The sequence below is a fragment of the Proteus sp. ZN5 genome, from assembly GCF_011046025.1.
In the GTDB taxonomy this organism is placed as follows: Bacteria; Pseudomonadota; Gammaproteobacteria; order Enterobacterales; family Enterobacteriaceae; genus Proteus.
On record NZ_CP047639.1, the window covers coordinates 3,872,755 to 3,897,353 of the forward strand.

The 24,599-nt window shown below is 38.1% G+C and carries 20 protein-coding genes; 5 read left to right on the forward strand and 15 right to left on the reverse strand.

Annotated elements, in window-relative coordinates:
• Nucleotides 1–78: 78 nt before the first annotated feature.
• A complete protein-coding gene (locus GTK47_RS17900; protein WP_165125745.1) occupies nucleotides 79–696 on the reverse strand; it encodes a hypothetical protein in 618 nt (205 codons plus the stop codon).
• 461 nt (nucleotides 697–1,157) lie between these two features.
• On the opposite strand from GTK47_RS17900, the gene pepT reads away from it, so the two are divergent.
• From pepT to GTK47_RS17915, 3 genes are all read left to right on the forward strand, one after another.
• Complete coding sequence (gene pepT / locus GTK47_RS17905) at nucleotides 1,158–2,411, forward strand: peptidase T (RefSeq protein ID WP_165125748.1); 1,254 nt, start codon at nucleotides 1,158–1,160, stop codon at nucleotides 2,409–2,411.
• Nucleotides 2,408–3,775, forward strand: a complete 1,368-nt coding sequence (gene dcuC, locus GTK47_RS17910) for a C4-dicarboxylate transporter DcuC (protein ID WP_109393273.1) — start codon at nucleotides 2,408–2,410, stop codon at nucleotides 3,773–3,775. The genes pepT and dcuC overlap by 4 nt, the downstream gene beginning before the upstream one ends.
• A 674-nt stretch (nucleotides 3,776–4,449) precedes the next feature.
• Nucleotides 4,450–5,772 carry an L-serine ammonia-lyase, iron-sulfur-dependent, subunit alpha gene (locus tag GTK47_RS17915; RefSeq protein ID WP_165125751.1) on the forward strand — a complete coding sequence of 441 codons (1,323 nt, stop codon included), beginning with the start codon at nucleotides 4,450–4,452 and terminating at the stop codon, nucleotides 5,770–5,772.
• Between the two features lie 193 nt (nucleotides 5,773–5,965).
• Here GTK47_RS17915 and yjiA read toward each other — a convergent pair whose 3' ends face one another.
• From yjiA to apt, 11 genes are all read right to left on the reverse strand, one after another.
• Nucleotides 5,966–6,946 (reverse strand): GTPase, encoded by a 981-nt coding sequence (gene yjiA / locus GTK47_RS17920; RefSeq protein WP_165126740.1) that lies wholly within the window; start codon nucleotides 6,944–6,946, stop codon nucleotides 5,966–5,968.
• A gap of 22 nt (nucleotides 6,947–6,968) precedes the next feature.
• Nucleotides 6,969–7,175, reverse strand: coding sequence for a YbdD/YjiX family protein (locus tag GTK47_RS17925; RefSeq protein ID WP_004245057.1), 207 nt, complete (start codon nucleotides 7,173–7,175; stop codon nucleotides 6,969–6,971).
• A gap of 61 nt (nucleotides 7,176–7,236) precedes the next feature.
• Nucleotides 7,237–9,387: a carbon starvation CstA family protein gene (locus tag GTK47_RS17930; RefSeq protein ID WP_165125754.1), complete on the reverse strand. Its 2,151-nt coding sequence runs from the start codon at nucleotides 9,385–9,387 to the stop codon at nucleotides 7,237–7,239.
• A gap of 336 nt (nucleotides 9,388–9,723) precedes the next feature.
• Nucleotides 9,724–12,231 carry an energy transducer TonB gene (locus GTK47_RS17935; protein WP_165125757.1) on the reverse strand — a complete coding sequence of 836 codons (2,508 nt, stop codon included), beginning with the start codon at nucleotides 12,229–12,231 and terminating at the stop codon, nucleotides 9,724–9,726.
• 15 nt (nucleotides 12,232–12,246) lie between these two features.
• On the reverse strand, nucleotides 12,247–13,722 hold the full coding sequence (locus GTK47_RS17940; RefSeq protein WP_165125760.1) for a DNA-binding protein: 1,476 nt from the start codon (nucleotides 13,720–13,722) through the stop codon (nucleotides 12,247–12,249).
• Entirely contained in the window at nucleotides 13,716–14,471 is a 756-nt protein-coding gene (locus GTK47_RS17945; RefSeq protein ID WP_109407964.1) for a PP2C family serine/threonine-protein phosphatase, read from the reverse strand. The genes GTK47_RS17940 and GTK47_RS17945 overlap by 7 nt, the downstream gene beginning before the upstream one ends.
• Entirely contained in the window at nucleotides 14,471–15,139 is a 669-nt protein-coding gene (locus GTK47_RS17950; RefSeq protein WP_241256045.1) for a VWA domain-containing protein, read from the reverse strand. Before GTK47_RS17950 ends, GTK47_RS17945 begins: the two co-directional genes overlap by 1 nt.
• A gap of 244 nt (nucleotides 15,140–15,383) precedes the next feature.
• Nucleotides 15,384–15,989, reverse strand: coding sequence for a recombination mediator RecR (recR, locus tag GTK47_RS17955; protein ID WP_069368552.1), 606 nt, complete (start codon nucleotides 15,987–15,989; stop codon nucleotides 15,384–15,386).
• Nucleotides 15,989–16,318 (reverse strand): YbaB/EbfC family nucleoid-associated protein, encoded by a 330-nt coding sequence (locus GTK47_RS17960; RefSeq protein WP_023580840.1) that lies wholly within the window; start codon nucleotides 16,316–16,318, stop codon nucleotides 15,989–15,991. The genes recR and GTK47_RS17960 overlap by 1 nt, the downstream gene beginning before the upstream one ends.
• Nucleotides 16,319–16,372: 54 nt before the next feature.
• Nucleotides 16,373–18,346 (reverse strand): DNA polymerase III subunit gamma/tau, encoded by a 1,974-nt coding sequence (gene dnaX, locus GTK47_RS17965; protein WP_165125765.1) that lies wholly within the window; start codon nucleotides 18,344–18,346, stop codon nucleotides 16,373–16,375.
• A gap of 253 nt (nucleotides 18,347–18,599) precedes the next feature.
• A complete protein-coding gene (gene apt / locus GTK47_RS17970; RefSeq protein WP_036911661.1) occupies nucleotides 18,600–19,151 on the reverse strand; it encodes an adenine phosphoribosyltransferase in 552 nt (183 codons plus the stop codon).
• 137 nt (nucleotides 19,152–19,288) lie between these two features.
• Here apt and GTK47_RS17975 point away from each other — a divergent pair, with 137 nt between their 5' ends.
• On the forward strand, nucleotides 19,289–19,831 hold the full coding sequence (locus GTK47_RS17975) for a primosomal replication protein (protein ID WP_165125768.1): 543 nt from the start codon (nucleotides 19,289–19,291) through the stop codon (nucleotides 19,829–19,831).
• Between the two features lie 11 nt (nucleotides 19,832–19,842).
• Complete coding sequence (rsmS, locus tag GTK47_RS17980) at nucleotides 19,843–20,007, forward strand: pleiotropic regulatory protein RsmS (protein ID WP_165125771.1); 165 nt, start codon at nucleotides 19,843–19,845, stop codon at nucleotides 20,005–20,007.
• Here rsmS and mscK read toward each other — a convergent pair whose 3' ends face one another.
• From mscK to acrR, 3 genes are all read right to left on the reverse strand, one after another.
• On the reverse strand, nucleotides 20,008–23,430 hold the full coding sequence (mscK, locus tag GTK47_RS17985) for a mechanosensitive channel MscK (RefSeq protein ID WP_165125774.1): 3,423 nt from the start codon (nucleotides 23,428–23,430) through the stop codon (nucleotides 20,008–20,010). It lies immediately after the preceding gene.
• 126 nt (nucleotides 23,431–23,556) lie between these two features.
• Nucleotides 23,557–23,910: a DsrE/DsrF/TusD sulfur relay family protein gene (locus GTK47_RS17990; protein WP_023580846.1), complete on the reverse strand. Its 354-nt coding sequence runs from the start codon at nucleotides 23,908–23,910 to the stop codon at nucleotides 23,557–23,559.
• Nucleotides 23,911–23,938: 28 nt separating this feature from the next.
• Nucleotides 23,939–24,583 carry a multidrug efflux transporter transcriptional repressor AcrR gene (gene acrR, locus GTK47_RS17995; protein WP_165125777.1) on the reverse strand — a complete coding sequence of 215 codons (645 nt, stop codon included), beginning with the start codon at nucleotides 24,581–24,583 and terminating at the stop codon, nucleotides 23,939–23,941.
• Between the last annotated feature and the right edge of the window lie 16 nt (nucleotides 24,584–24,599).

A 24,599-nucleotide genomic window follows, 5' to 3' on the forward strand; every position in this document is an offset into this window, starting at 1 on the left:
TATTCTATAAATTCTCCTCTTTTTTTCTACCATTTATCCACCATCTATATAATTGATTCATTTTATGAATACATTAAACTAATTTTTATAAAGAATATTCTCAATAGCATTATTAATGCTATTTTCTAAAAAATATTTATAACTCTCAACATTTCCAAATTTTGATTTTATATTATCATCTGAATTTAATAGGGTATCTACTATTGAATTTAAAAGATTATCTTTAGCTTTCTTTAAAGAGTTTTCATCTCCAGAAAATAAAATTGACTTAGAATAAAATTCTAATTTTTTCTTAAACTCTGTAATTTTTTCTTTCTCTAATGTAGGTATTTCCTCCAAGCCGGAGATAATATCATTAATTACACTTTTTTTTATTTCATCACTTTTTGCTTTTCTTTTGGCTTCAGATAATGGCCTGTCAAAAACTTCATTAATCTCACTTTTACTTACTTTTTCCTTATTCTCTAACTTTATGGTCGTACTTTCACTCTTGTTATGATTATTTTCAATATTAGAGATACTACTTTTTAGTCCTATAAAATTATTTTTTATATTAGAGTTTGGTTTTATAAAACTAATGATTGTATTATAATAACTTAATATCACCCCATTTAAAATATTATTAATTTTACTTCCTCTATTTTCAATGTTCCTTATCGCTGAAAATGTGACTCTAACTATATTATTTATATACATACATCCTCCTAATCGTTTTAGGAGGATTAAACTGCATATCATAATCAACTTCTATCAATAAGTTATGTTTTTTTAATCATTATTTGCTAAAAAGATCCATCGAAAAGTCAATAAAATATAATTATTAAAGAAAATAATACATTAAAATAAATAATGATTAATTTTAACTTTTTAACTTCTTTTATGCGAAGTATATTTTTTACATGATTAAGATCACAGAAAAATAGCGTTATAAGTTAAATAAAATAACCTCACCTACAAAAAACACTATTTTTTTTAATAAAGAAAAAACCAAAAATTAAATAATAATCAACATTAAAAAATTATTGTAAAAATAATAATTTTTCTATAATTCCCTATTGTTTTTTTTATGATACAAGTAAGTGTTAGTCTTTTCTAATAAATGAAATAAGTAAGTATTAATACAGAGAATACAATTAAAAATATAATGGAGTCTTGTCATGAATCTCGTTGAACGGTTTATTTCTTATACAAAAGTTAACACCACTACAAATAGGGAAAATGGCGCAGCTGGTATCATGCCTTCATCAGAAGGCCAGCGAGTCCTTGCTCTACAATTAGTCGAAGAATTAAAAGCGTTGGGTGTTGAAGATATCAAAATTCGTGATACTGCGATTGTTACCGCAACACTACCTTCTAACCTTGACTATGAAGTTCCAACCGTTGCTTTCTTTGGTCATTTAGATACCAGTGCTGAACAAACGAATGATACTAAAGCGCAAATTCTACCTTATAAAGGTGGCGATCTTTGCTTAAATAAAGAACTTGAGATCTTTTTGCGTCAAAGCGAATTTCCTGAATTAGAAAATTATATTGGTGACGATATTATCGTAACCGATGGTACTAGCTTATTAGGCGCTGACGACAAAGCTGCTATCGCTTCTATTATGGATATGTTGCAATACTTTAAACAACACCCTGAAGTTAAACACGGTACCGTTAAAATCGGTTTTGTTCCCGATGAAGAACAAGGTTTACGTGGTGCTAAAGTCTTTGATACTAAAGAATTTGGTGCCGATTTTGCCTATACTTTAGATTGCTGTGGTATTGGTGAATTAGTGTATGAAAACTGGAATGCTGGCGATGTCGAGATCACCTTTACAGGCGCATCAGCTCACCCAATGTCAGCAAAAGGCAAATTAAAAAATTCACTGTTAATGGCGCACAAGTTCGTTGCAATGTTACCGGGCGGTGAAGCACCGGAATATACCGAAGGTCGTGAAGGTTATTATTGGGTCAAGCAATTAGCAGGTAATAGTGCCCGTACTGTATTAAAAATGGATGTGCGTGATTTCACCGAAAAAGGTTACGCACAACGCATGGCATTTTTAAAACAACTTTCCGATTATTGTGAAGGTTTATGGGGTGAAGGCTCTGTAGCTTGTAAACTTGCTGACCGTTATGCCAACGTATTTAATAGCCTACAAGGCGATAATCGCTATCCTATCGATATTGCTGTAGCTGCTTATGAAGCGAATGGCATTACTCCTCGCCCAATTCCAATGCGCGGTGGTTATGATGGCGCAGCACTCTCTCAAAATGGACTACCTTGCCCTAATATCTTTACTGGTGCTCATAACTTTCACTCTATTTATGAATATCTCCCAGTTAAATCGCTTTACGCTGCCAGCGATGTCTTAAAATCTGTCGTTAAGATCACGGCTGAGCGCTTTGCACCGGGAGCTAAAGCATGATCCAAATTCTTGCGGTCTTAATTGTTGTTGTTATTGTCGCTAGAATGATCTTGAAAGGATATAAAGCAGAGCCTGTTTTGTTAGTGGCGGGTTTAGCCTTAATGGCGCTAACAATGATGTTTGGTTGGGGAGATATTCTTCCTAAAAATGTCAAAACAACAGGTATTGGCTGGTTAGATCCTTTTGAAGTAATGCGTGATCTCTTTAGTAGTCGTGCGGCTGATCTTGGTTTAATGATCATGGCACTGATGGGATTTGCGCATTATATGGATCATATTGGCGCCAATGAGGCCGTTGTACGTGTTGCAACTCGCCCATTGAAAAATATGCGCTCACCTTATGTGTTGCTATTTTTCTCTTTTTTACTCGCTAGTATTTTGCAACTTGCTATTCCTTCAGCAACTGGATTGGCCGTTCTATTAATGGGTACCATGTTCCCGATTATGATAGGACTTGGTTTATCTCCAGCATCTGCTGCGGGTGTGATTGCAACTTCATTGGGTGTTGCTTACACCCCAACTGCCATTGATGCCATTCGTGGTGCAAAAGCAGTTGATTTAGGGGTTGTTGAATATGTGCTTTATTACCAAGGCCCTGCGGCGATTGCAACCGTATTAGCTGTTGGTATTACACATATCTTCTGGCAGCGCCATTGTGACCGCAAAGCCGGATTTGTACCTCAGTTAGGTAAAGTGTCTGAAGAAGCAAAGAGTGATAAAAACGTACCCGGCTTTTATGCCTTACTGCCAATGTTACCAATCATAATGGCAGTCGGTTCATCAAGCCTCTTTGTTGAAGGTATTCACCTTGATGTAGTCACGATTGTATTAATTTCAATGGCAATTTGTATGCTGATTGAAACATTACGCTTACGTGATTTTAAATCAGTGTGTGCAGGCTTCCAGCATTTCTTAAAAGGTATGGGTTCTGCATTTAGTAACGTTGTGGGATTATTAGTCGCAGCGGGTGTTTTTGCTCATGGTATTAAAGTCAGTGGTGCAATTGATAGCCTGATCGTGATGGCGGAATCTGTTGGCTTACCACCATTTGCAATGGCATTGGTCTTCGCTATCGTAACATTAGCAGCAGCGATTATTATGGGTTCAGGTAATGCGCCTTTCCTTGCATTCGTTGAACTTATTCCACAAATTGCCCATAGCATGGGTGTAAACCCAATTGCGATGATTTTACCAATGCAACAAGCATCACATATGGGACGAGGTATGTCTCCAGTAGCAGGGGTTATTATTGCAGTATCTAGTGGCGCGAAATTACAACCATTTGATGTTGTAAAAAGGACTGCAATACCGCTTATGGTAGGTTTTGTATTCCACAGTGCTATTATTGCTATCTTCTATTATTGATAAATATACCTGAAGCAATATTTTTTGCTTCAGGTTATTTTCAAATAATAAACATATTAAAAATAGTCAAAGATATTTTATTGTTATTTTTATAAATAAAAACTAATTATCTATTTTTCTAAACATATATTTAATTACTTATTTAAAAAACAACATCAAAGCTATCATTATGAAAATATTAACAAAATAATAAAGCATTATTCTTATACACTGAAAAACAATGAGCCTATTATCTGCTTTATTAAAATAAAAATTTGATATTGAAAATATTCATTCATTATTTTTATTTTAACGATTCTGAGTTAGCCCACATTAAGTATGATGATTATACTAGCAATAGAATTGTGTATTCGTTCTATTGCCTTTTTATTTAATCTCATCGTTATTTTTTAAATTATCTTATTTACCTTCATTTTTATCCTTCTTAATTTATACATTAGATACAAAGCCTCCCTTCTTTAATACTCATAAATTACATTAAAGAGTCAAAACGTTTGCTTTTATTTCATGTGGAAAAAATTCCCAATACAGAAGCTATAAAGGGTAATATTTTCTCAAAATTTGAACAATGTTAGTAAATTCAGAAAAAACTTTCTCCAATAAATTCAGTATGATGATGATATTAAAAATAGAATAACCCTTTGAATTCTCATACTGTTTATTGGATGCATGCAATGAAAGAACAATTATCTTCTCGTTGGAAAATATTGATAGCGGCAGTTAAGCAACAAGTTAAACCCGCTTTAGGTTGTACAGAACCTATCTCGCTTGCATTAGCGGCTGCAACAGCAGCAAGTTACTTACAACACGCTATTACCCGCATTAGTGCAGAAGTTTCTCCCAATTTAATGAAAAACGGTATGGGTGTAACTGTACCGGGTACGGGCATGGTGGGATTATCCATCGCTGCAAGCCTAGGTGCCGTTGGTGGTGATTGTAAAGCTGGCCTTGAAGTATTAAAGAATGCGACTCCTGATCATGTTGAGCAAAGTAAAGCGCTATTAGCTGCTGGCATTGTAAACGTTTCAATTAAAAAAGCGTGCCAAGAAGTTCTTTATAGTGAAGTGACTGTTGAAGATGGTGAAAATAGCGCAACAGTGATTATTGCTGGTAACCACACGAACATCGTTAAAATTATTCATAACGGCCATGTTGTTCTTGATAACACTTGTGATGGCACAGAACAGTCTGCATCACCTTGTGAAATTAAAGAAACGTTAACTCAAACTAATACCCAAGAAATTTACCAGTTTGTTACCCAAACTCCAATAGAAGAAATTTCTTTTATCCTTGAGTCAGCACACTTAAATGATGCGTTATCAAAAGAAGGTTTGAACAATACTTATGGTTTACATATTGGGCAAACTTTACAACGCCAACAACAGCGTGGTTTATTAGCAAAAGATTTATTATCAGAAATCATGATCCGTACTTCTGCTGCATCTGATGCACGTATGGGTGGTGCCGTTTTACCGGCGATGAGTAATTCTGGCTCTGGTAACCAAGGCATTGCCGCAACGATGCCAGTCGTAGTGGTTGCTGAATATTTGCAAGTTGGCGAAGAAAAAATGGCAAGAGCATTAATGCTTTCCCATTTACTGGCTATCTATATTCACCATAAATTTCCTGCGCTATCTGCATTATGCGCGGCAACAACAGCATCAATGGGTGCTGCAGGTGCAATTGCATGGCTAATGGATGAACGTTATGAATCTATGGCTATGGCAATTAGTAGCATGATTGGTGATATCAGCGGTGTGATTTGTGATGGTGCTTCTAATAGCTGTGCGATGAAAGTTTCAACTGGGGCGAGTGCAGCTTATAAAGCTGTATTAATGGCGCTAGATAACACTTATGTGACAGGTAATGACGGTATTGTCGCTCATGATGTTGACTCTACAATTGAAAATCTGTGTGCATTAGCAAGCCGTGCAATGCAACATACTGATGTCCAAATTATTGAGATCATGGAATATAAAGCTGTTGCTAATGGCTAATTTGAACGTTTAAAAAAAGCACCCCATAATGTTGGTTATTATGGGGTGAAACATAAGATCCTAGGAACAGGATCCTCCTCAAGTCAGGAGCTTATCAATATTCGTTACTGCTATTTACAACTACTATGGTGCAATTACTACGGTTACAGCTCTACTTCTTACTACTTTCTAACACTCACTACAGGGTATTAGGTCAATAAGCTTTTTCTTCTGTGCTAGACATCAATGCATCAAAACTGGCTCTTATCTCTTGTTCTGGTAATTGAATACCAATAAAAACCAATGTGCTTTGACGAGTTTCATCTTCATGCCACGGTCTATCCCAATCTGCACTATAAAGGCGTTGTACGCCTTGGAATAACAAACGATTAGGTTGGTCTTTAATATTTAATATCCCTTTATAGCGCAAAAGATTATCAGCGAAGCTTAATAGTAATTTTTCCATTACGTCTGAAACTTCTTGCAACTCAACGGGATAATCAAATTTTAGTACAATCGAATTGATGTCATCTTGCTTATCAGCCTGATAACGAAATAAAGGCTGTTTTACCTCGAGATTATCGTTCAACATAAAACCTTTTACGTTAAACAGTAATCCTAAATCAATTTGTCCATGAATAACGGTATGCACAGGTGCTCTGGCATTAATACGTCTTAGTCGTGCCATTAGTTCAGGAGAGGCTGGCGCAACATCTGTTTTGGTTAATAAGATGCGATCTGCATAACCAATTTGTGATTGTGCAATCGTAAATTGATCCAGTTGTTGCTGAGCGTGAACATTATCAACAAGCGTGATAATGCCATCTAATAAGTAGCGCTGACAGATAATTTCATGAGAAAAGAATGTTTGGCTAATAGGGCCAGGATCAGCCATGCCTGTACATTCGATAACTAATCTATCAAACTCGATTTCACCGCGATCAAGGCTGTCACATAAGTCTAATAGCGTGTCTTCTAATTCATTCGATTTGCTACAACAAATACAACCATTGGTCAGTGTTTTAATTTGAGTGGCTCTATCACCAATGATTTCATCATCAATCGGTACTTCACCAAATTCATTTTCAATAACAGCAATTTTATAGCCATGCTCTTCATTAAGCATATGACGTAAAAGTGTTGTTTTTCCTGATCCTAAAAAGCCAGTCAGTATTGTCACTGCAATAGGTTCCATCATTTATCTCCTTTACAGATCATTAGCAACAGCGAAAACCGCCTTTACCATCACCACCGCCATAACGGGCTTCCTGACGTTCACGGAAAAACTCGTTATAGGTCATAACTGGCTTATCTGGATGGTTATCTTTCATGTGTTGCACATAATTATCGTAATCAGGAATACCTATTAGCATACGTGCTGCTTGTCCTAGATATTTTCCAGCTTGTCCTAAATTACCAAACATAAGTTTCTCCTAAGCCCCGTACTGGCAAACCAGTACGGGGATTTAACCTATCAACCTGAAGTTAGTGACCTGAGGACACTTTTACATCTTTTGGCATAGGCACATAAGGTGTTTCTTGTGCAGTTGCTTCTGGGTTTTTACGTGCTTTCATTGCGGTACGGAAACCGTAGAAAATGATGCTGTAAACAACCACTAAGAATAGAATACTTAAGCCCGCATTAGTGTAGTTATTAATTACAATATGATTCATATTGGTAATTTCTGCTGCTGTTAAGTCAGCACCACCCGCTAAAATCTTCGCTTTGTATTCATTTGCTAGATAGAAGAAACCTTCCATTTGTGGGTCATCACTCAGTAATTTCAGACCTAATGCCCATGTTGTACAAATTAATAACCATGCTGCTGGAATAACCGTTACCCAGATATACTTAGTACGTTTCATCTTAATTAAGATAACAGTACCTAACACCAGAGCAACCGCTGCTAACATTTGGTTCGAGATCCCAAACAGTGGCCATAAGCTCTTAACACCGCCTAATGGGTCAACTACACCTTGGTATAATAAATATCCCCATAAACCTACACAACCCGCTGTACCAATCACACCTGGAATGAACGAGTCTGTTTTCTTCAGATAAGGGATAAAGTTACCTAACAAGTCTTGGAACATAAAACGACCAGAACGTGTACCTGCATCTAACGCCGTTAAAATAAAGAGCGCTTCGAACAAGATACCAAAGTGATACCAAAAGCCCATATCCGCAGCAGGAATGATTTTATGGAATACCATCGCAATACCAACAGCTAAGGTAGGTGCACCACCAGCACGGTTTAATACAGAAGGCTCACCAATATCTTTTGCTGTTTGTAAGATTTCATCAGGCGAAATAACAAAGCCCCATGAACTAACCGTTGCAGCAGCATGTACGGTAACATCTTTTAGCTGTTCCATTATAACTGCTGTATTCTCACCACCTAACTCATGAAGGTTTGGCATAGTAATACCTAAACCTGCTGGTGGAGTATTCATTGCAAAATAGAGGCCTGGTTCAATAATAGAAGCCGCAACTAACGCCATGATTGCAACGAATGATTCCATTAACATTGCACCATAGCCGATGAAACGTGCGTCCATCTCATTGGCAATAAGTTTAGGTGTTGTACCCGAAGCAATCAGTGCGTGGAAACCAGATACAGCACCACAAGCAATAGTAATGAATAAGAATGGGAATAAAGCCCCTTTCCATAATGGACCTGTACCATCGATATATTGAGTCATCGCTGGCATTTTCAGTTCAGGGTTCAGAATAACAATACCAACCGCTAAACCGACAATAACCCCAATTTTTAAGAAAGTGGCTAAATAGTCACGAGGTGCAAGGATCAACCAAACAGGCAGTAATGCGGAAATGAAAGCATAACCAATAAGACCAAATGTAATTGTCGTATCTTTAAAGGTTAACGCAGGCCCCCAGTACGGATCGCTAGCAATAACACCACCAAACCAAATCGCAGCAATCAGTAATACAATACCGATAACAGAGACTTCACCGACACGGCCAGGGCGGATATAGCGCATGTAGATCCCCATAAACAGGGCAATTGGTACTGTTGAACAAACAGTGAACACACCCCATGGGCTTTCTGCTAATGCTTTAACAACGATAAGTGCAAGCACTGCAAGAATGATGATCATGATAAGGAAACAGCCGAATAAAGCGATAGTACCCGGAATAGGCCCCATCTCTTTCTTTATCATCTCACCAAGTGAGTTACCATTACGGCGTGTTGAAATAAATAACACCATAAAGTCTTGTACTGCACCAGCAAGCACAACCCCAGCTAATAGCCAAAGTGTACCCGGCAAATACCCCATCTGCGCAGCAAGTACTGGCCCCACAAGAGGACCCGCACCCGCGATAGCCGCAAAGTGGTGACCAAATAAAACATAACGGTTAGTCGGAACATAGTTTAAACCGTCATTATTGACAACAGAAGGTGTTGCTCTAGTTGGATCCAATTTCATCACTTTTTGAGCGATGTAAAGACTGTAATAACGATAAGCAACTAAATAAACGGCAACAGAAGCAACAACTATCCATAACGCACTGACGTGTTCACCACGGCGAAGTGCAACCACTGAAAGACAAAAAGCACCGATAATCCCGAGGATCACCCAAGGTACGTGCTTTAAAAATGCATTTTTGTTCATGAGACACCTTTTTTTCAGGCAAGACCGAACAGCCAAAGAGTAATGCGGGACAGCTGAGAATAATTTGAGCGAATCTGAGAGATAACTGCCCGCACCTACATAATAAGAATTCTTACACGGGAATGGTGTGACTAAATCTCTTAGCGGTTGTATAACGAATTAAGCGGTCTGTTTTCTCAGTTAAGTGGTTCTGTTATTTTTAAATGGTGATTTTTTTGTGATCTAGATAACAATTTTATGACTTTCAATAAGTTAGAAAATCTCCAAATAGAAGAAAACCTCCTTTTTTCTAACAAAAAAGGAGGTTTTTTATAACATTATTTAATTAAATGGTAATTATTGGCTAAATTGAACTGATATCAAAAGTACATTACCTTTTCGAGTAGGTGAACCATTAAAACGCCATTGATATGCAGCATCAATAACAGCATCGTCTATGCTCATATCTCCACTACTAGATTTCAATAACACCACAGTAGGAACACCTTGAGGATCAACATCAAGTTGTAAGATCATATCTCCTGTTTTAGGTGCGGAGTCAGGCGCATTCACTTTTGGTAGTGGCTGATTACTACCTTTGATATTCGCTGATGAGAAATCAACACTAAATGTCCGATTTGATTGCTCAATTTTATCGGTATTCAAAAATGAACGAACAACTTTGCTATTCGGATCTGATGCCGGTATTGCACGTTGAGCTAACTGAATTTGTGTTAAGTCATCACTGAGATAATCATCAGAAGGCTTAACTTCAACACCTTCAGGTAAATAACGCATATCCATTCTTGCTCGTAAGGTTTGATAGCGCTCTAAACGAGCACCCTCAAGTGTATTTATCACCATTCTCATTTCTAGCATTTGCATTAAAGAACTAATACTCTCTTTCGATTTTTGCTGTGCGGCTTTCGCAAATGCACCTGCGGCAATTTCTGGATCTTCATCAAGCCATGTTATTCCCCAACCTAACCAGACATCTTCACGCTCAGGATCTAATGCAATAGCTTGTTCAAAATGAGTACGCGCTTTCAATAATAAAGTTTGCCAATATTCTTTATCTTGCGGATAAATATTAGGTGATCTGGTTAAGTTGTTAGTTCCCACGTTGTAATACTGCAACTCAAAACGCGCAACCATTCTAACAACATCATCATTATCTTGATTCATAACGAGTTTTTCATTTAAAAAGCGAATACTGTTATCCCAATTTTCATGATTATTCGCGCCATTAGGCAATGTCTGCAATTCTTTTAAGATTGCTTGTAACGTTGCACGCTTTTCTTGCTGTTTTTGCGATAGTCTAGGGTAATAAGAAGCATAAGGATCATAGCTAGAGCGAGTTACTTCTCTTTCATCGTTTAATTCTGGCGCTTGTTTTTTCAATTCTGAATAAACATTTTCGGTAAGTGTTATCCCTTTAGCTTCTTGTCTTGCGTAAGCTTTAACCAGTTTTATCAATGTTGATTGCAGCTTAACAGAATACTCTTTCCAACCAAGGCGAGTGCTTTCAAAACGCACTGTTACACGTTGGCGATATCCGTCTTTATTTGGCATAAAACGCCAATGACGAGCAGCACTCACAGCTTGATCATCGAAAGCATCAACACCACTACTGTTTTGCACCCAAAGCCCTGAAATACGCCCTTGAGGATCAACATCAACGGATAAAATAACCTCTGCGCGGGGGATATATCTTCTGATGGTTGGATAACGGATCTCAGTTAAGTTTTTCACTTCATGAGGTGATTCAACAATCACTTCTCCAGGATACTCTTTTCCCATCATTGATTGCATTTCAAGATAAGTGGTTAAATCATTATTAATTGCATTACTCACTGGTAATCGCTGATTAGCAAGCTTAGTGACTTCTTCTGGTGGTGTACTGTTTTGTCGATAAAAACGATCTTCGATAACACGCGCTTGCAATATTTGATAAATCTGCCGTTGATTTTCAGTAAGCTCTGAAATTGCTTTTTTCAATAATTGTTGTGCTGAAATATCATTATGCCCTTGCTTAGCCTGTTTCAACGTATCAGCTACCATTAAAGCTAACATCGCTTTTTCAATCTGAGCATCGGGAGAACGATGAGCAATATAAGTCAATGCTAAAACTTGCCATGCCTCAGGTGATAAGGGGGCAACAGCAATAACATTAATACCTGATTGCGTTAATTGAGCATCATTACTATTTGAAAGGGAAGCTAATGCCTGAGCAACCATAATCTCAGGTTGATTTAATAGCCAGTCGCCATAAAAATTGAGTATTTTTGCCGCTTCCGCATATTCTGATGTTCCCTTGGTATGAACTAAATAAGCTTCTTTCGCTTTTGTCGCTACTGCCACATCATCACTAAAATAATCCAATCCTGGTAAAGCAATTCGCGCTTTTTCAATAGCACTAATAGATGCCAACGCTTTAGGTTGATTAGACCGAATAATATTACGGATCTCATCTTCACTATTAACAACAAAATAATGAAAATTTTGCCATTCAGATTGTTCGATATTTTGTAAAACAAAACGACGACGATCTTCTAATTCATTCTTTGGGATCACCGAAAATGACACACCTAGTGCCATTAAAAGCACTAGCCCTCCGCCAAATAAATAGTAAATATTTTTAGCTCTCCACGATTGCAATAACATAACAATCGTCATAATGAGAGAGCCTAGCCATAATCCCAGTAAGAAATTACGCTCATCAAAACGAACTGATGCGGGGAGAATTTTACTATTAAAACCATCAATCAAGCTAAAGGTTGAAACTAAGAAGGCTGGCAACCAAAAAGGGAACAGTAACGTTATAACGCCAATAATAATGAGGATCAGCTTTATTCTTTTTTTCATATTATTTTCCCTAAACTATGGCTTTCTTTTCAAAATATGCATTGAAGGGAAAACAAAAATAACTAACAAGATAATGGCTGAAACCATTAAAAACATCACACTCAACATTGTTATTAGTATTTGTTCAATATAATCCGCTTTGATTAAATCCGAGACCCAATTGGAGCCTAACCCACTACTTATACCCTGCGGAATAAAATTCATCAGCAATAATCCAAATATCACAGGAACCAACATGGCAATTGCGGTATGTAAGATAACCTTAGGGACTTTGCTTATTGCTTGTTTTATAGCAATAAAAATCGCAGGAGGTTGTCTCGGTTTAGGCGGAGCTGTGCGTCTTGTCGCTTGTCTAACAGTAGCATTTTGTACTCTGGTTTGGCCTACCTGCTCTCGTTGCGTTTCATTTTGTTTTTGAGTCGCTGCAACTTGCTGTAATTGAGCTTGCCTTGCACATGCTGCACAGGCTTTACCTGCAAAATGCTGGTGGTTTTTATCTTTCTGACAAGCCACCATTTGCTGTTTTTCAGGTTGTGCATATTCATAAAGCGCTGTCGCCCATGTTTTAGCACTTGGTCTTAATGAAGGTGCACCAGAAAACGCTTTATCAAAAAGCGTTCTTAATCTGTCAGGTAATTGTTTATGTCCACTCGCCACACTGGGCGTAATTAAATTATGTGCTTTTACGCCATAACCATAAAAACGCCCAGCAATACGCCTTGGAATATCTGTAGGCACCGTGTCATTTTTAGGGCGACCACTAAAAGGATGAATACCAAAATTAAGTAATTGGAAAATAATTACCGCTAAGGCAAATCGGTCTTGCCACTCTTCCTCTGCTTCAGGAATAGTTTGCTTGGCTTGAAATTCTGGCGCTAAATATTCGACGGTAAATTGCCCTGCGGGATAACGTGTATTCTCACCTTGAATACTAAATCCGTCACAATCTAGAAGAGACATATACAAACTTGATTTATAAAACCGTAAGTTCAACGGTTTCATATCAATAATGCGGTGCCCTTGTTGGTGTAAAGCATCAATCAATGAACAAAGATTATAAGCAAGGCTAACTTTCGCCCCCATTCCTGTGGGTAGACCATAGGCTTTGGCTTGGCGTTCTTGAAGGATATATTCCAACTCAATTGTATTTTTGACATCAAGCTCAGGCATCACAAAGCCAACAAATTGCTTTTGGCTATTGTATAAACGAGCTTGAGGCCATGCGAGTTGGATAATCGGTGTATCGTTAACAGAGACCGACTTTAATGCAGGTTCTAACTTCTGCATCGCCGTGATCTTTTTCAGATAATAAGCTTTATCAATTTTGTCATGATAAATTTTCGAAACTTGGAAAGGCGCGTTCTTAATATGACTAACGCTACCTGCACCACCGCTTTTTATCAAATTACCTATTTGATAAATCTTGCCGTTTTCATCTTGTAATTGTGTAGATACTGGTTGAGCTATCCCTTTCTTTCTCGCTTTTACCACAACTCTTCATCCCTGATGCAAATAACTAAGGTTTTATCATCGCCTGTGATCGAATGTGTTCGAGGATCAGCTAAAGTCCCTGCTAATGCCTCACTTCCGCTATCTTCTGATACTGTTTTTAAATAACGGATCACGGGAGTGATAAACGGTTCATAAAGGGCATCACACGCTTTATTCATGGCAAAAGGCTGTACACCATCAGACATCAGAATAACTTGTTTTACTGGTTTATTTAGGGGAATAACACGTAAATGCGCTTCCCAATTTTCTGATGTCACAAACCAAGTTTGATTGGCATATTCTCCATTTTCAGGCTGTGATACATAACTTGTACCATCGCAGTATTCCACCACAGCAATACCATCACCCAAATGGAACAAATAACCACTATCATCACCAACCCAACATGCAACCAGTGTTGATGCATATTCATTAAGCGCACACTGTTTTATTTCTGCATATTCAGCGAGCTGGAGGCGAATATCTTCAATAAGTTGCTTAGCCCCTTGTGTTATCTGTTTTTCAGTTAACAAATCAATATTCGGCCACTCTGTAATTCGTAGCGTAAATAACCGAGCAACAAGCTGAGCACCTTGTTCACTATAGCGAGAAGAGCCCGCGCCATCACAAACCGCAGCAATAAGATATTCACCTTTGCGACGAATAAAATAAGCATCCTGACAGGGAATTTGACGTTCTTGATGGGCTATGCCTGTCACTGATGCACCATAAGCTAACCAATCATTCATCAAACAGGTACACTCGCCCAAGAATCAGTTGAAGGTAATTGTGCTGTGCCACCCGGCGTAGATTGAGAAACCACCTGCATACTGGCACTTAGCCATAAGAACAATTCTTTAAATTGTAATCCCTTGAGCATTTTTACACCGTTAACACCATTACGGCTAAAACTTCCCATCACTTCTGCTGATGCACCATCAACCATAATAGGAAATACCGCTGTTTTTTGACTTTCTTCGGCTTGGCGGCAAAGCTGTGCAGCCTGCTCCCATTGGTCTGTCGGGACACCATCAGACATTAAAAACAGCCAAGGACGAGTATAAGCAACACCGGCTTGTTTAAAGCGCTGTTTTTCAGCTTCAATCTCTTCAAGCGCTAGCGTAATGGCTTGCCCCATAGGCGTTGTACCATTTGCTTCTAAAACAGGTGCCGCAAAGTCCATTGCATCTTTCCAATCACCATGAACTGTACATTGGTCATACCCGCCATATTCAATCACTAAAATACGCACACGTTTTGCCGCAATAACATCATTTTTTAGTTCTTGTTCTAGTAGCTTAAGGCCTTCATTGAGTTGTTGAATAGGCTGCCCATACATACTCCCAGAGCTATCCAGTACTAAGATCAGTGGGGTTCTTTGTTCGCTATTATCAACCAAGGCTACGTCAGGGATCATAAGATGCTCCATCATTCAGTTATTATTTTTCATGATAATGATTAATGTAACATAAAGACGCAAAATTCATCAGAAAGAAAAAAGCGATAAAGTGAAGATAAAGATATTTCTTAGAAAAAGCCCGACCTAAAGTGTAATAAGCTAATTTTTAGCTAAAAGTGCGACATTTTTCGAGACTTCAGATGAAAAAAAACACCTCATTACATAAAGTAAAAAGGTGCTTTTTAATAAACTATTTATGATGTTAATAGTGGATTTTTTGGCGTCCAGCGATAGAGTGCGAAAGCGTTGTACCATCGACCATTTCAAGCTCACCGCCCACGGGAACTCCATGAGCAATTCGGCTAGCAGCAATATCATACTGAGCACAAATTTCAGCAATGTAATTGGCTGTAGCTTCACCTTCAACGGTCGGATTTGTAGCCAAGATCACTTCTGAAATAGTCTCTTGGCTTAAACGTTCTTCAAGTCTATCTAAACCAATATCCATAGGCCCAATACCATCTAAAGGGGATAAATGCCCCATTAAAACAAAGTATCGACCCGCAAACTGCCCTGTCTGCTCGATAGCATGAATATCCGCAGGACTTTCGACAACACAAATTTGCCCATTTTGCTGACGGCGAACATTGGCACAGATGGTGCAACGCTCTTCTTCAGTAAAGGTTCGGCAATCACAACAATGACCAATTTCAGACATTGCACGCGTGAGTGCTTGTGCAAGTCGCATTCCACCGCTTCTATCACGTTGAAGCAGTTGGAAAGCCATTCGTTGCGCTGATTTAGGCCCGACACCGGGTAAACAACGCAACGCTTCCATTAATGATTCAAGAAGTGGGCTGGTTTGCATTAGAATGGCATCTTAAAGCCTGGTGGCAATTGCATACCGTTAGAAACAGAGGCCATTCTCTCTTTTTGCGTTTCATCAATACGACGCGCAGCATCATTAAAGGCAGCAGCAATCAGATCTTCCAGCATCTCTTTGTCATCTTCTAGCAGGCTAGGATCGATTTCAACGCGACGGCAATTATGAGCACCATTGATAGTGATCTTAACTAAGCCAGCGCCAGATTCACCGGTCACTTCTAAGTTTGCAATCTCTTCTTGCATTTGTTGCATTTTTTCTTGCATTTGTTGGGCTTGCTTCATCAGATTACCCAAACCACCTTTTCCGAACATAATTGTCTCTCTTTGTAAAAGCCACACAGTATGAAGTCATACAACATGTTGCGATTAAACAGGTCGGATACTCTCTTCATCCAGTTCAGCATCAAAATATTGCTGTAATGTTTGAATCGTTTTATCCGTAATAATCGATTGACGCGATAACGCCAATTTTTCATCATAAATGGCTTGTCGCCACTCCAACGGTGTTTTTACCGCTGGATCATCATCTTCTATAATTGTGAGTGAAATTGCTTTTCCATGCAATTCACTTAACGCATTAGTAAGCGTGCGTAACGCATTTGCTGAATTTAAATGTTTCTGTTTAGTTCGTAAATGTAAAATAACGTTTTCTTCGTTTACTGTCTCTTTATACGCATTTAATGCCAGTTGTTGTACTAATTTTGGCAGTGGCATTTTGTCAATTTCAGCGGCCCAATCATCTCTTTCTTGCGACTCTTTAGCAATTTTTGCTGCTAATTCAGGTGTTTTTTCATATTCGAGAACTTCTTTGATCTCTTTTGGTGAAGAAACAACCTCTTGCGTTGACATTAATTCAGGATTTTGTGGACGCCACTGGTACTCTTCTTTTTTCTTCTTTTCAGGCGCATTAGTCTGGCGCTTAGCAACTTGCTGGCGTTTTTCACTCACGGCTGCTAGCCGCTCTAATGCACTAGCAGCCGGCTTAGCCCGATTAGGCGTCGCCGGTTCAGACTTTTTTGGCGGGGTTTGTTGTTCCGTCCCCTTAATTGCTTGCCTTGCTCTTAAAAGTTGTGCTGCGGGGCTATTGCCTAATGAAGCACTATTTTCCATTGGTGAAGAAGGTTGGTGAGCCATTTGAGACGAATGCGTTTGTGCCACTTGTGGTGCATAATGCTCAGTCATTCTATTCGCCGGCAATGATGCTGACGGTAAAGTTTGTGCTAATGGCGCGGAAGGTATTTCATCAATGACTGTTTTAGGATGAAAAGCAAGCGCACGTAGCAGCGTCATTTCAACGCCCATGCGTCTATCTGGCGCATAAGTCAGCTCTTTTCGCCCTACTAATAAGGTTTGATAATAGAGTTGTAAATCTTGTGGAGAAACAGATTTAGCCAATAAACGTAAGCGTTCTTGAGTAAATTGCTCTTGAGGATTTTCTTCACTAGGCAATAATTGCAACATTGCAATTTGATGTAGCAATGAGAGTGTTTCAACCAAGAAATTTTCCCAGTCAGTACCTCTTGAAGCAACTTCATTAACCAGCGACATAACCTGTTGACCATCAGCTTTTACCAGCGCTTCAATCAATGCTAAAGGCTGAGCATCATCAATAGTGCCAAGCATTTGGCTAACCACTTCTGCACTGACAACACCTTCACCACTTGCAATAGCCTGGTCTGTTAAGCTTAACGCATCTCGCATACTGCCATCAGCAGCACGTGCAATAAGTTGACGCGCTCTTACATCATTTTCAATATGCTCGGCTGAAAGTACTTTTTCGAGTTGTGTCGCAATCTGGTCAATATCTAATGCACGCAGATGAAATTGCAAGCAACGCGATAAAATCGTCACAGGTAATTTTTGTGGATCGGTCGTCGCTAATAAGAATTTAACGTGCTCAGGCGGTTCTTCTAATGTTTTTAATAGCGCATTAAAACTGTGGCGAGAAAGCATGTGAACTTCGTCGATTAGGTAGACCTTAAAACGTCCACGAGCTGGTGCATATTGCACATTATCAAGCAGTTCACGGGTATCTTCTACCTTAGTACGAGATGCGGCATCGATTTCAATTAAATCGACAAAACGCCCTTGTTCTATTTCAAGGCAATTTGCACATTGACCACAAGGTTTACTCGTAATGCCAGTTTCACAATTAAGCCCTTTGGCAAATAATCGGGCAATAGTAGTTTTTCCGACACCTCTTGTGCCAGAAAAAAGATAGGCGTGATGAAGTCGCTGATGATCAAGACCATTAGCTAAAGCCGTCAACACATGACGTTGACCAACAACATCGTTAAAAGTTTGTGGGCGCCACTTACGGGCAAGTACCTGATAGCTCATTGATTCCGCTAAATTTGAACAAGATTTATCTCTATGCTAACACAGGGACGACCTATTGAGCGAGATTTGTAAGAAACAAATGAGATATTGATGAAAGAAGTAGTAGAAATTTAAGATAAATTAAGAGATAACAATTGTGCGGGCAATATACATTTATAAAAATAAAAAAATTTATAAACGATATATAAACACCCGCACTCTTACTTATGTTTATGATAAGAGCTCATTAGCCCTTCCCTAAACAGTGAAGATATTAATGTCCTGGAAAATCAACCAGTGTAAAGCTGTGAACACCTTGTTTTTCTAAGCGTTCGATACCGCCTAAATCTGGTAAGCAGATAATGAAAGCAGCTTCTGTCACAGTGCCACCTAAACGGCGGATAAGACGAGCTGTTGCTTCAATAGTGCCACCCGTTGCCAATAAATCATCAACCATTAATACTTTGTCTTGATCCGTAATGCTATCTTTGTGGATCTCTAAAGTATCTGTGCCGTATTCCAGATCATAAGTTTCACTGAGCGTTTCGCGAGGCAATTTACCTTTTTTACGAACAGGAACAAAACCAACACCTAGGCGTAAGGCAACAGGAGCACCAAATAAGAAGCCACGCGCTTCGGTACCCACAACTTTAGTGATACCCTGACCTTGATAGTGTTCTACCAATAAATCAATGGTTGCCTGATATGCAGCAGGATTATCCAATAACGTAGTGATATCACGGAATAATATCCCTTCTTTTGGATAATCAGGAATGGTTTCAATACTGTCTTTAATAAATTGCAGTTGTTGCGCGTTAGCAGTCATAATCAGTGCCATAATAAAAAACGAAACGATAGAATCTATGCAATATGCCGTTAAAATGCAACAGAAAGCCAATTAACAACTCTTTTTTGTTGCTTTAAGTCAATTCATGTTTTTATCAAAACAGGGACAAGAACCAGATGAATAAACCCGATCCTTTAAGCTTGTTTAAAAAACAGATAGACAATCTTGCCGAAACAGTGGCGCCTATTGCAAACAAAAAAATTGCAGCACCTTGCTTCGACACAGCACTATTCCACCGCCGAAGTGATTCCCTTGGTGGCTATATGCAACAGATCCGCGATAATTTTACCCAGTTAATCGCTTGTGTTGAGGCACAACGAAGCCAGCAGGTTAAATTTCTGGCCACACAAATCCTACAACAAATTGAAGCATTAACTCGTGAATTATCGACACAAACACTAAGAAAGCAAGAGAACCAGCTTACTCAACGAAAAAAAAGTGTCGATTTATACCAAAAGCTTGCCCAACATCAGGATTATGAACGTCGATTACAATCCATGATCCAAGATAGAGAACTTTCATTAACACAAGCACAAAACTTTATAAAACAACAAGAGTTACAAAAAGAGATTGCTGCGCTTGAAAATCGCCTTGCACGCTGCAAAAACGCCCTGTTTTCTATCGAAAAGAGCATTGAAAAACAAGAAGATAAATTTTAAGGGAAGTGACAATGAGTTTAAAAGAAGCACCTGAGTCTGTTCAATTGGCAGTCGATCTTATCTATTTACTTGAAAGCCACCATATTGATCCTAAAACAGCACTGGAAGCGCTTGAGATTGTACGCCAAGATTATGAAAAAAAATTGGCGACACAATCTCCCCATTCATCTCTTTAATTAAGCGAAAGGCGTATTGGCTTCAGGTGTTGAGCCATCCAGAGGTCGTTTTATTTCTTGTATTTCATCACCTTGTTTATTATGTAAATAGACATCAAGTTGGTTAAACGCGATATTGATATTATTTTCATTACATAGCTTATCAATAGCACGGTTAACCTCATCTATTGCAATACTTCTATCACCTAATGTTCTGACATAAAAACGCAAATCATGATTTAGGGTACTTGCCCCAAATTCAGTAAATAGCACCACAGGTTCTGGCTCTGTCATCACTCTGACATTATCTTTAGCGGCTTTCATTAAGATCTCTTTGACCTTATCGAGATCAGAACCATAAGCAACGCCCACTTGAATAATAATACGTGTCACCGTATCAGATAATGTCCAGTTAATAAGTCGCTCGGTTACAAACGCTTTATTTGGAATAATCACTTCTTTTCGATCAAAGTCAGTCACTGTCGTTGCTCTAATACGAATTCGGCTAACTGTACCGGAATAAGTACCAATAGTAACAGTATCGCCAATTCTGACAGGTCTTTCGAACAAGATGATTAAACCAGACACAAAGTTGGCAAATATTTCTTGTAAACCAAACCCTAAACCAACCGTTAAAGCCGCGGCTAACCATTGCAATTTTTCCCATGCTACACCTAATATTCCCAGTGATACGATGGTTCCGATAGCAATAATAATGTAGGTCAAAATGGTTGTGATCGCGTAAGAAGCACCTTGTTGCAGTTTTATACGAGATAAGATTAATACTTCTAATAACCCCGGTAAGTTTCTCGTCATAAACCAAGAAATTGCCATAATGGAAACAGACAATAAGAGATCAGCAACAGTAACTGCCTTAACAACATTACCTAGTTCTGTTGGTAAATTATAACTCCAGAGCGTTATTCCATCTAAATACGTAAAGACAGTAATAAAATCAGACCAAATTCCATAGAAACTAGAAGCAAAAATGATAAATAAAATCATCGTTGTTAGTCTTAATGATTGCTGATTGATTTGATCCATATCCATTGGCGGCTCTTGAATAGGTTCAAGGCTGTTATCTTCACCTTCTTTTTTCTCTTTTAACATAGCTTGTCTACGTTCAAGAGCTCGGCGATAAGCAAGCCTTCTAGCAGCAACGGTTAATCCGCGCAAACTGGCGTGGTATGCAATAAACCACAACATAAGCAGATATAAACTGTCGATCCAACGATTTGCCAAACGTAACGCCGTATAGTAATAACCAAAAATAACCAGCCCCATTAAAATTAAAGGCGAAAACGTTAATAAGGTAATCACAACGGTTCTAACAACATGGTTGCCTTTCTCTTGCCACATTTCACGGCAAAATGGCAGTGCAAAGAAACTAATACCAAATAATGAAATAATCGCAACCAACTGCCCAATAACATCCCCCACCAGCAATAACGGATTATTAATCCCATAAGCAGAAAGCAAAATAATAGGCAACATAGGAAGAGAGAGTCGCAATAAACGTTTACGGTTTTGCTGGACTCGTTCTATTGGAATTTTGAAATGTTTTACAGCAACACCATCGTCAGACATTAAGCGATAAGACCATTCAAACATCAGCCAAAATACCGCAAATTGCCAAGCGAAAGACCAGATAAATTCTTGTTGTACATTGAAGCTATTGATTAGCCAATATCCTATTGCTAAGACGAAACAAGATAGCGGTAATGTTTTTAGAAAGACAATTCCCAGCGCGAGTGGGGTATGTAATTGGGAATCTTTATTGAGTTTATTAATATCCCCATTGAGTTTTGCAAACTGGATATCAAGTTTCTTACGTTGCCAAATCAGTATTGAACCGAACAAAATTAGTGCAATAAGAACAGGAAGTGATTTCTTAGCCCCGATCAGCAGATTTTCATTTGACCAATTAAGTTTAAAACTTTGAAATTCAGCAACAGCTTGAGCAGGGAATGTTGAGAACCAGTTGAGGTTAATTGGCTTATTGCTACTTACCCAGAAAATTTGCTGTGCCAACGTGTTTTCGAGTGAACTCACCACACTGCGTAATTGTTGTTGATCCATTTGTAGGTTAATCGAACCCGAGATTTGATTACCTAATTGATTATTTAGCTTATCAAGTAATTCACGTCGCGCATCAACAAGTAACTCTAATGCACTACGCAGCTCTTTTTGTGCATTAGGTTCTGTCACTTCAGGATGGGTAGCTTGGTACTCATTCATCAATTGATCAATATAAATGCTGGGCTGAATTATCTGATCGCGTTGTTTGTTTATTTCAAACTGCTCTAAACGTAAATCTGCAATTTTATCGGGCAGATTATTAATAAAAGTACCTTCAGGTAAATCGACCTGCTCTTCAAATAAGATACGAGAAAGCAATAAGCTTCCTTTAAGCACATCAATTTGTTCTTTTAAATTTCGTTCAGATTGAATGGCTCTATCTAAACGATTTTTGACCATTAGACTGTGGCGATTTAACTCATTATTATTTTGTGTTGTAACAATCAGCTTATCACTAAGATGTTTATTAATTTCTGTTTGCGCTAAATAAAAAGGATTACTATTAATCGCTTGATTTTCAAGTCCTGTACTTTGCGCTTCTTTCGCCGTTTCTTCTGAACTGTCTAAACGCTTATCACTAATCTCATCTTGAATGAGTTGAGCATGTTCTTGGGAAAGATCAATGTAAGCAGAACTATAATCACGCTGAAGTTGTAATAGGCTTTGCAACTGCACATTAGATTGTAAGGTACGCTTTTGATAATTATTCTGTTGTTGAAGGTAATATTGTTCTAATTGCAATAACTGTACTGCTGAAGGTCGCATTTGTGCTTTATCTGCACTGCTTTTATTCAATAATATTCTTATTTGTTGCAGTCTTTCTGAGTTATTAAATAAAACAGATTGCGCCCTTTCTGGTTGTGTTTGTAACACTATAAGTTCATTGCTGTAATTTGCTAAATCGTCTTGAGCCTTTTGTAATGATTGTAAAACGGTCTCTAATTGTGACTCTAACGTTGCTAATGGTAATACTTCCAGTGACTTTTGATAGTCTTCCGCTTCTTTATTAGCGACTTTCTGTTTTAACTGATTAAGTTGATATTGTGCATTCCGCAATTTTTCAGGTAATTGCTCGACGGTTTTATCATAACTCGCTAATTTTTTTTCTAACTGTTGAATGTTATCAAGTAATAAGAGCGATTGTTCAAAGTCAGCAATCGTTAATTTATCTTCTGCACTTAACTCACTACGTTTATTTAATAAATTAAGCTGATTTTGAATGCTTTCTTGGGTAGGTAAATTACTAGGTGCGGCGGCTAAAACAGAGGTGATGGAGAAACCAAAAAAAATAAACATAATAATCGTGGCGAAGATGGTCGTCATTATTCGATTATTGAACTGAGAAAAAAAAGTTTGAATACGCATGGTTAAGCAACTTGTTCAATTAATATTGAAAAACTGTTTATTATTATAATCCAATTGCTTTAAATTAGCATAATAAACAACACAAGTTGCTTGACTTGTTTCCCGCCTGAGAAAACGAAATAGTGATCAGAAAGTTAGGATTTTATCAGCATCTAATGTCCACTGAGCTAAATCTACTAATGTGCCTAACTCTGCACCATCAACAAGTGGTAAATCACTGATACCACGAGTATCTGTACATGTCTTACAGAGTTTAACAGGAACATTTTGTGCTGTTAGGATTTCAAGCATTTGCTGTAAGTTATAACCTTCTTTAGGTTGTTGGCGAGCTAAAGCTCCTGTTACAGCATCCGACATTAAAAAAATATTTAATTCAGTTTCTGGATGTTGTTCTTTTAATGTGATGGATAAACGCAGAGCGTTAAATAATGATTCATTGCCATAAGCAGCACCATTAGCAATAACTAACACCTTACTCATAAACATCTTCCTCAAGTTTAATAATAAATTAAGATGACGCTGATATTCTCATATTTGCGCTGTGCTTTATCATATCAATAAAGCTATCAATCAAATATTGACTTTCATCTTTGATAGAAAAACTTTCTGGTGAAAATAACCAATTTTCAGCAAGACCTGTCATCATTGCTCTTAACATGATAGCGGCTCTTCTTAAATTAAGGTCGGCAGGAAGTTGTTTTTTTTCAATACAACGGGATAAAGACAGTTCTATTCTAGAGTGATCGGCTGCACACAGTTCTCTGCGAATTTCAACAATTGGTGTCATTTCACCGACAAATTCGCATTTATGGAAATATATTTCTAAAAGTGCATTATGTTTGGGATCTTCGACAATCGATGTCAATATGTAAATAAGCAATTCTCTTAATACAAATAGTGGATCATCTGGGTATTTTGTTTGATACTCTATTTCTAAAGATTCTATTTTTAAGTCGGTGAGTTCGCACGCTTCAGTAAATAAATCCACTTTATTTTTAAAGTGCCAATATATTGCGCCACGGGTAACACCTGCCTCTGATGCAATATCTGAAAGTGATGTGGCAGAAACGCCTTGCACAGTAAACAGCCTAAGTGCAGCATCAATAATCTGCTGTTTTGTTTCTTGTGCCTGCCGTTTAGTTTTTCGTGCCATTAATCCTCGATTTTGA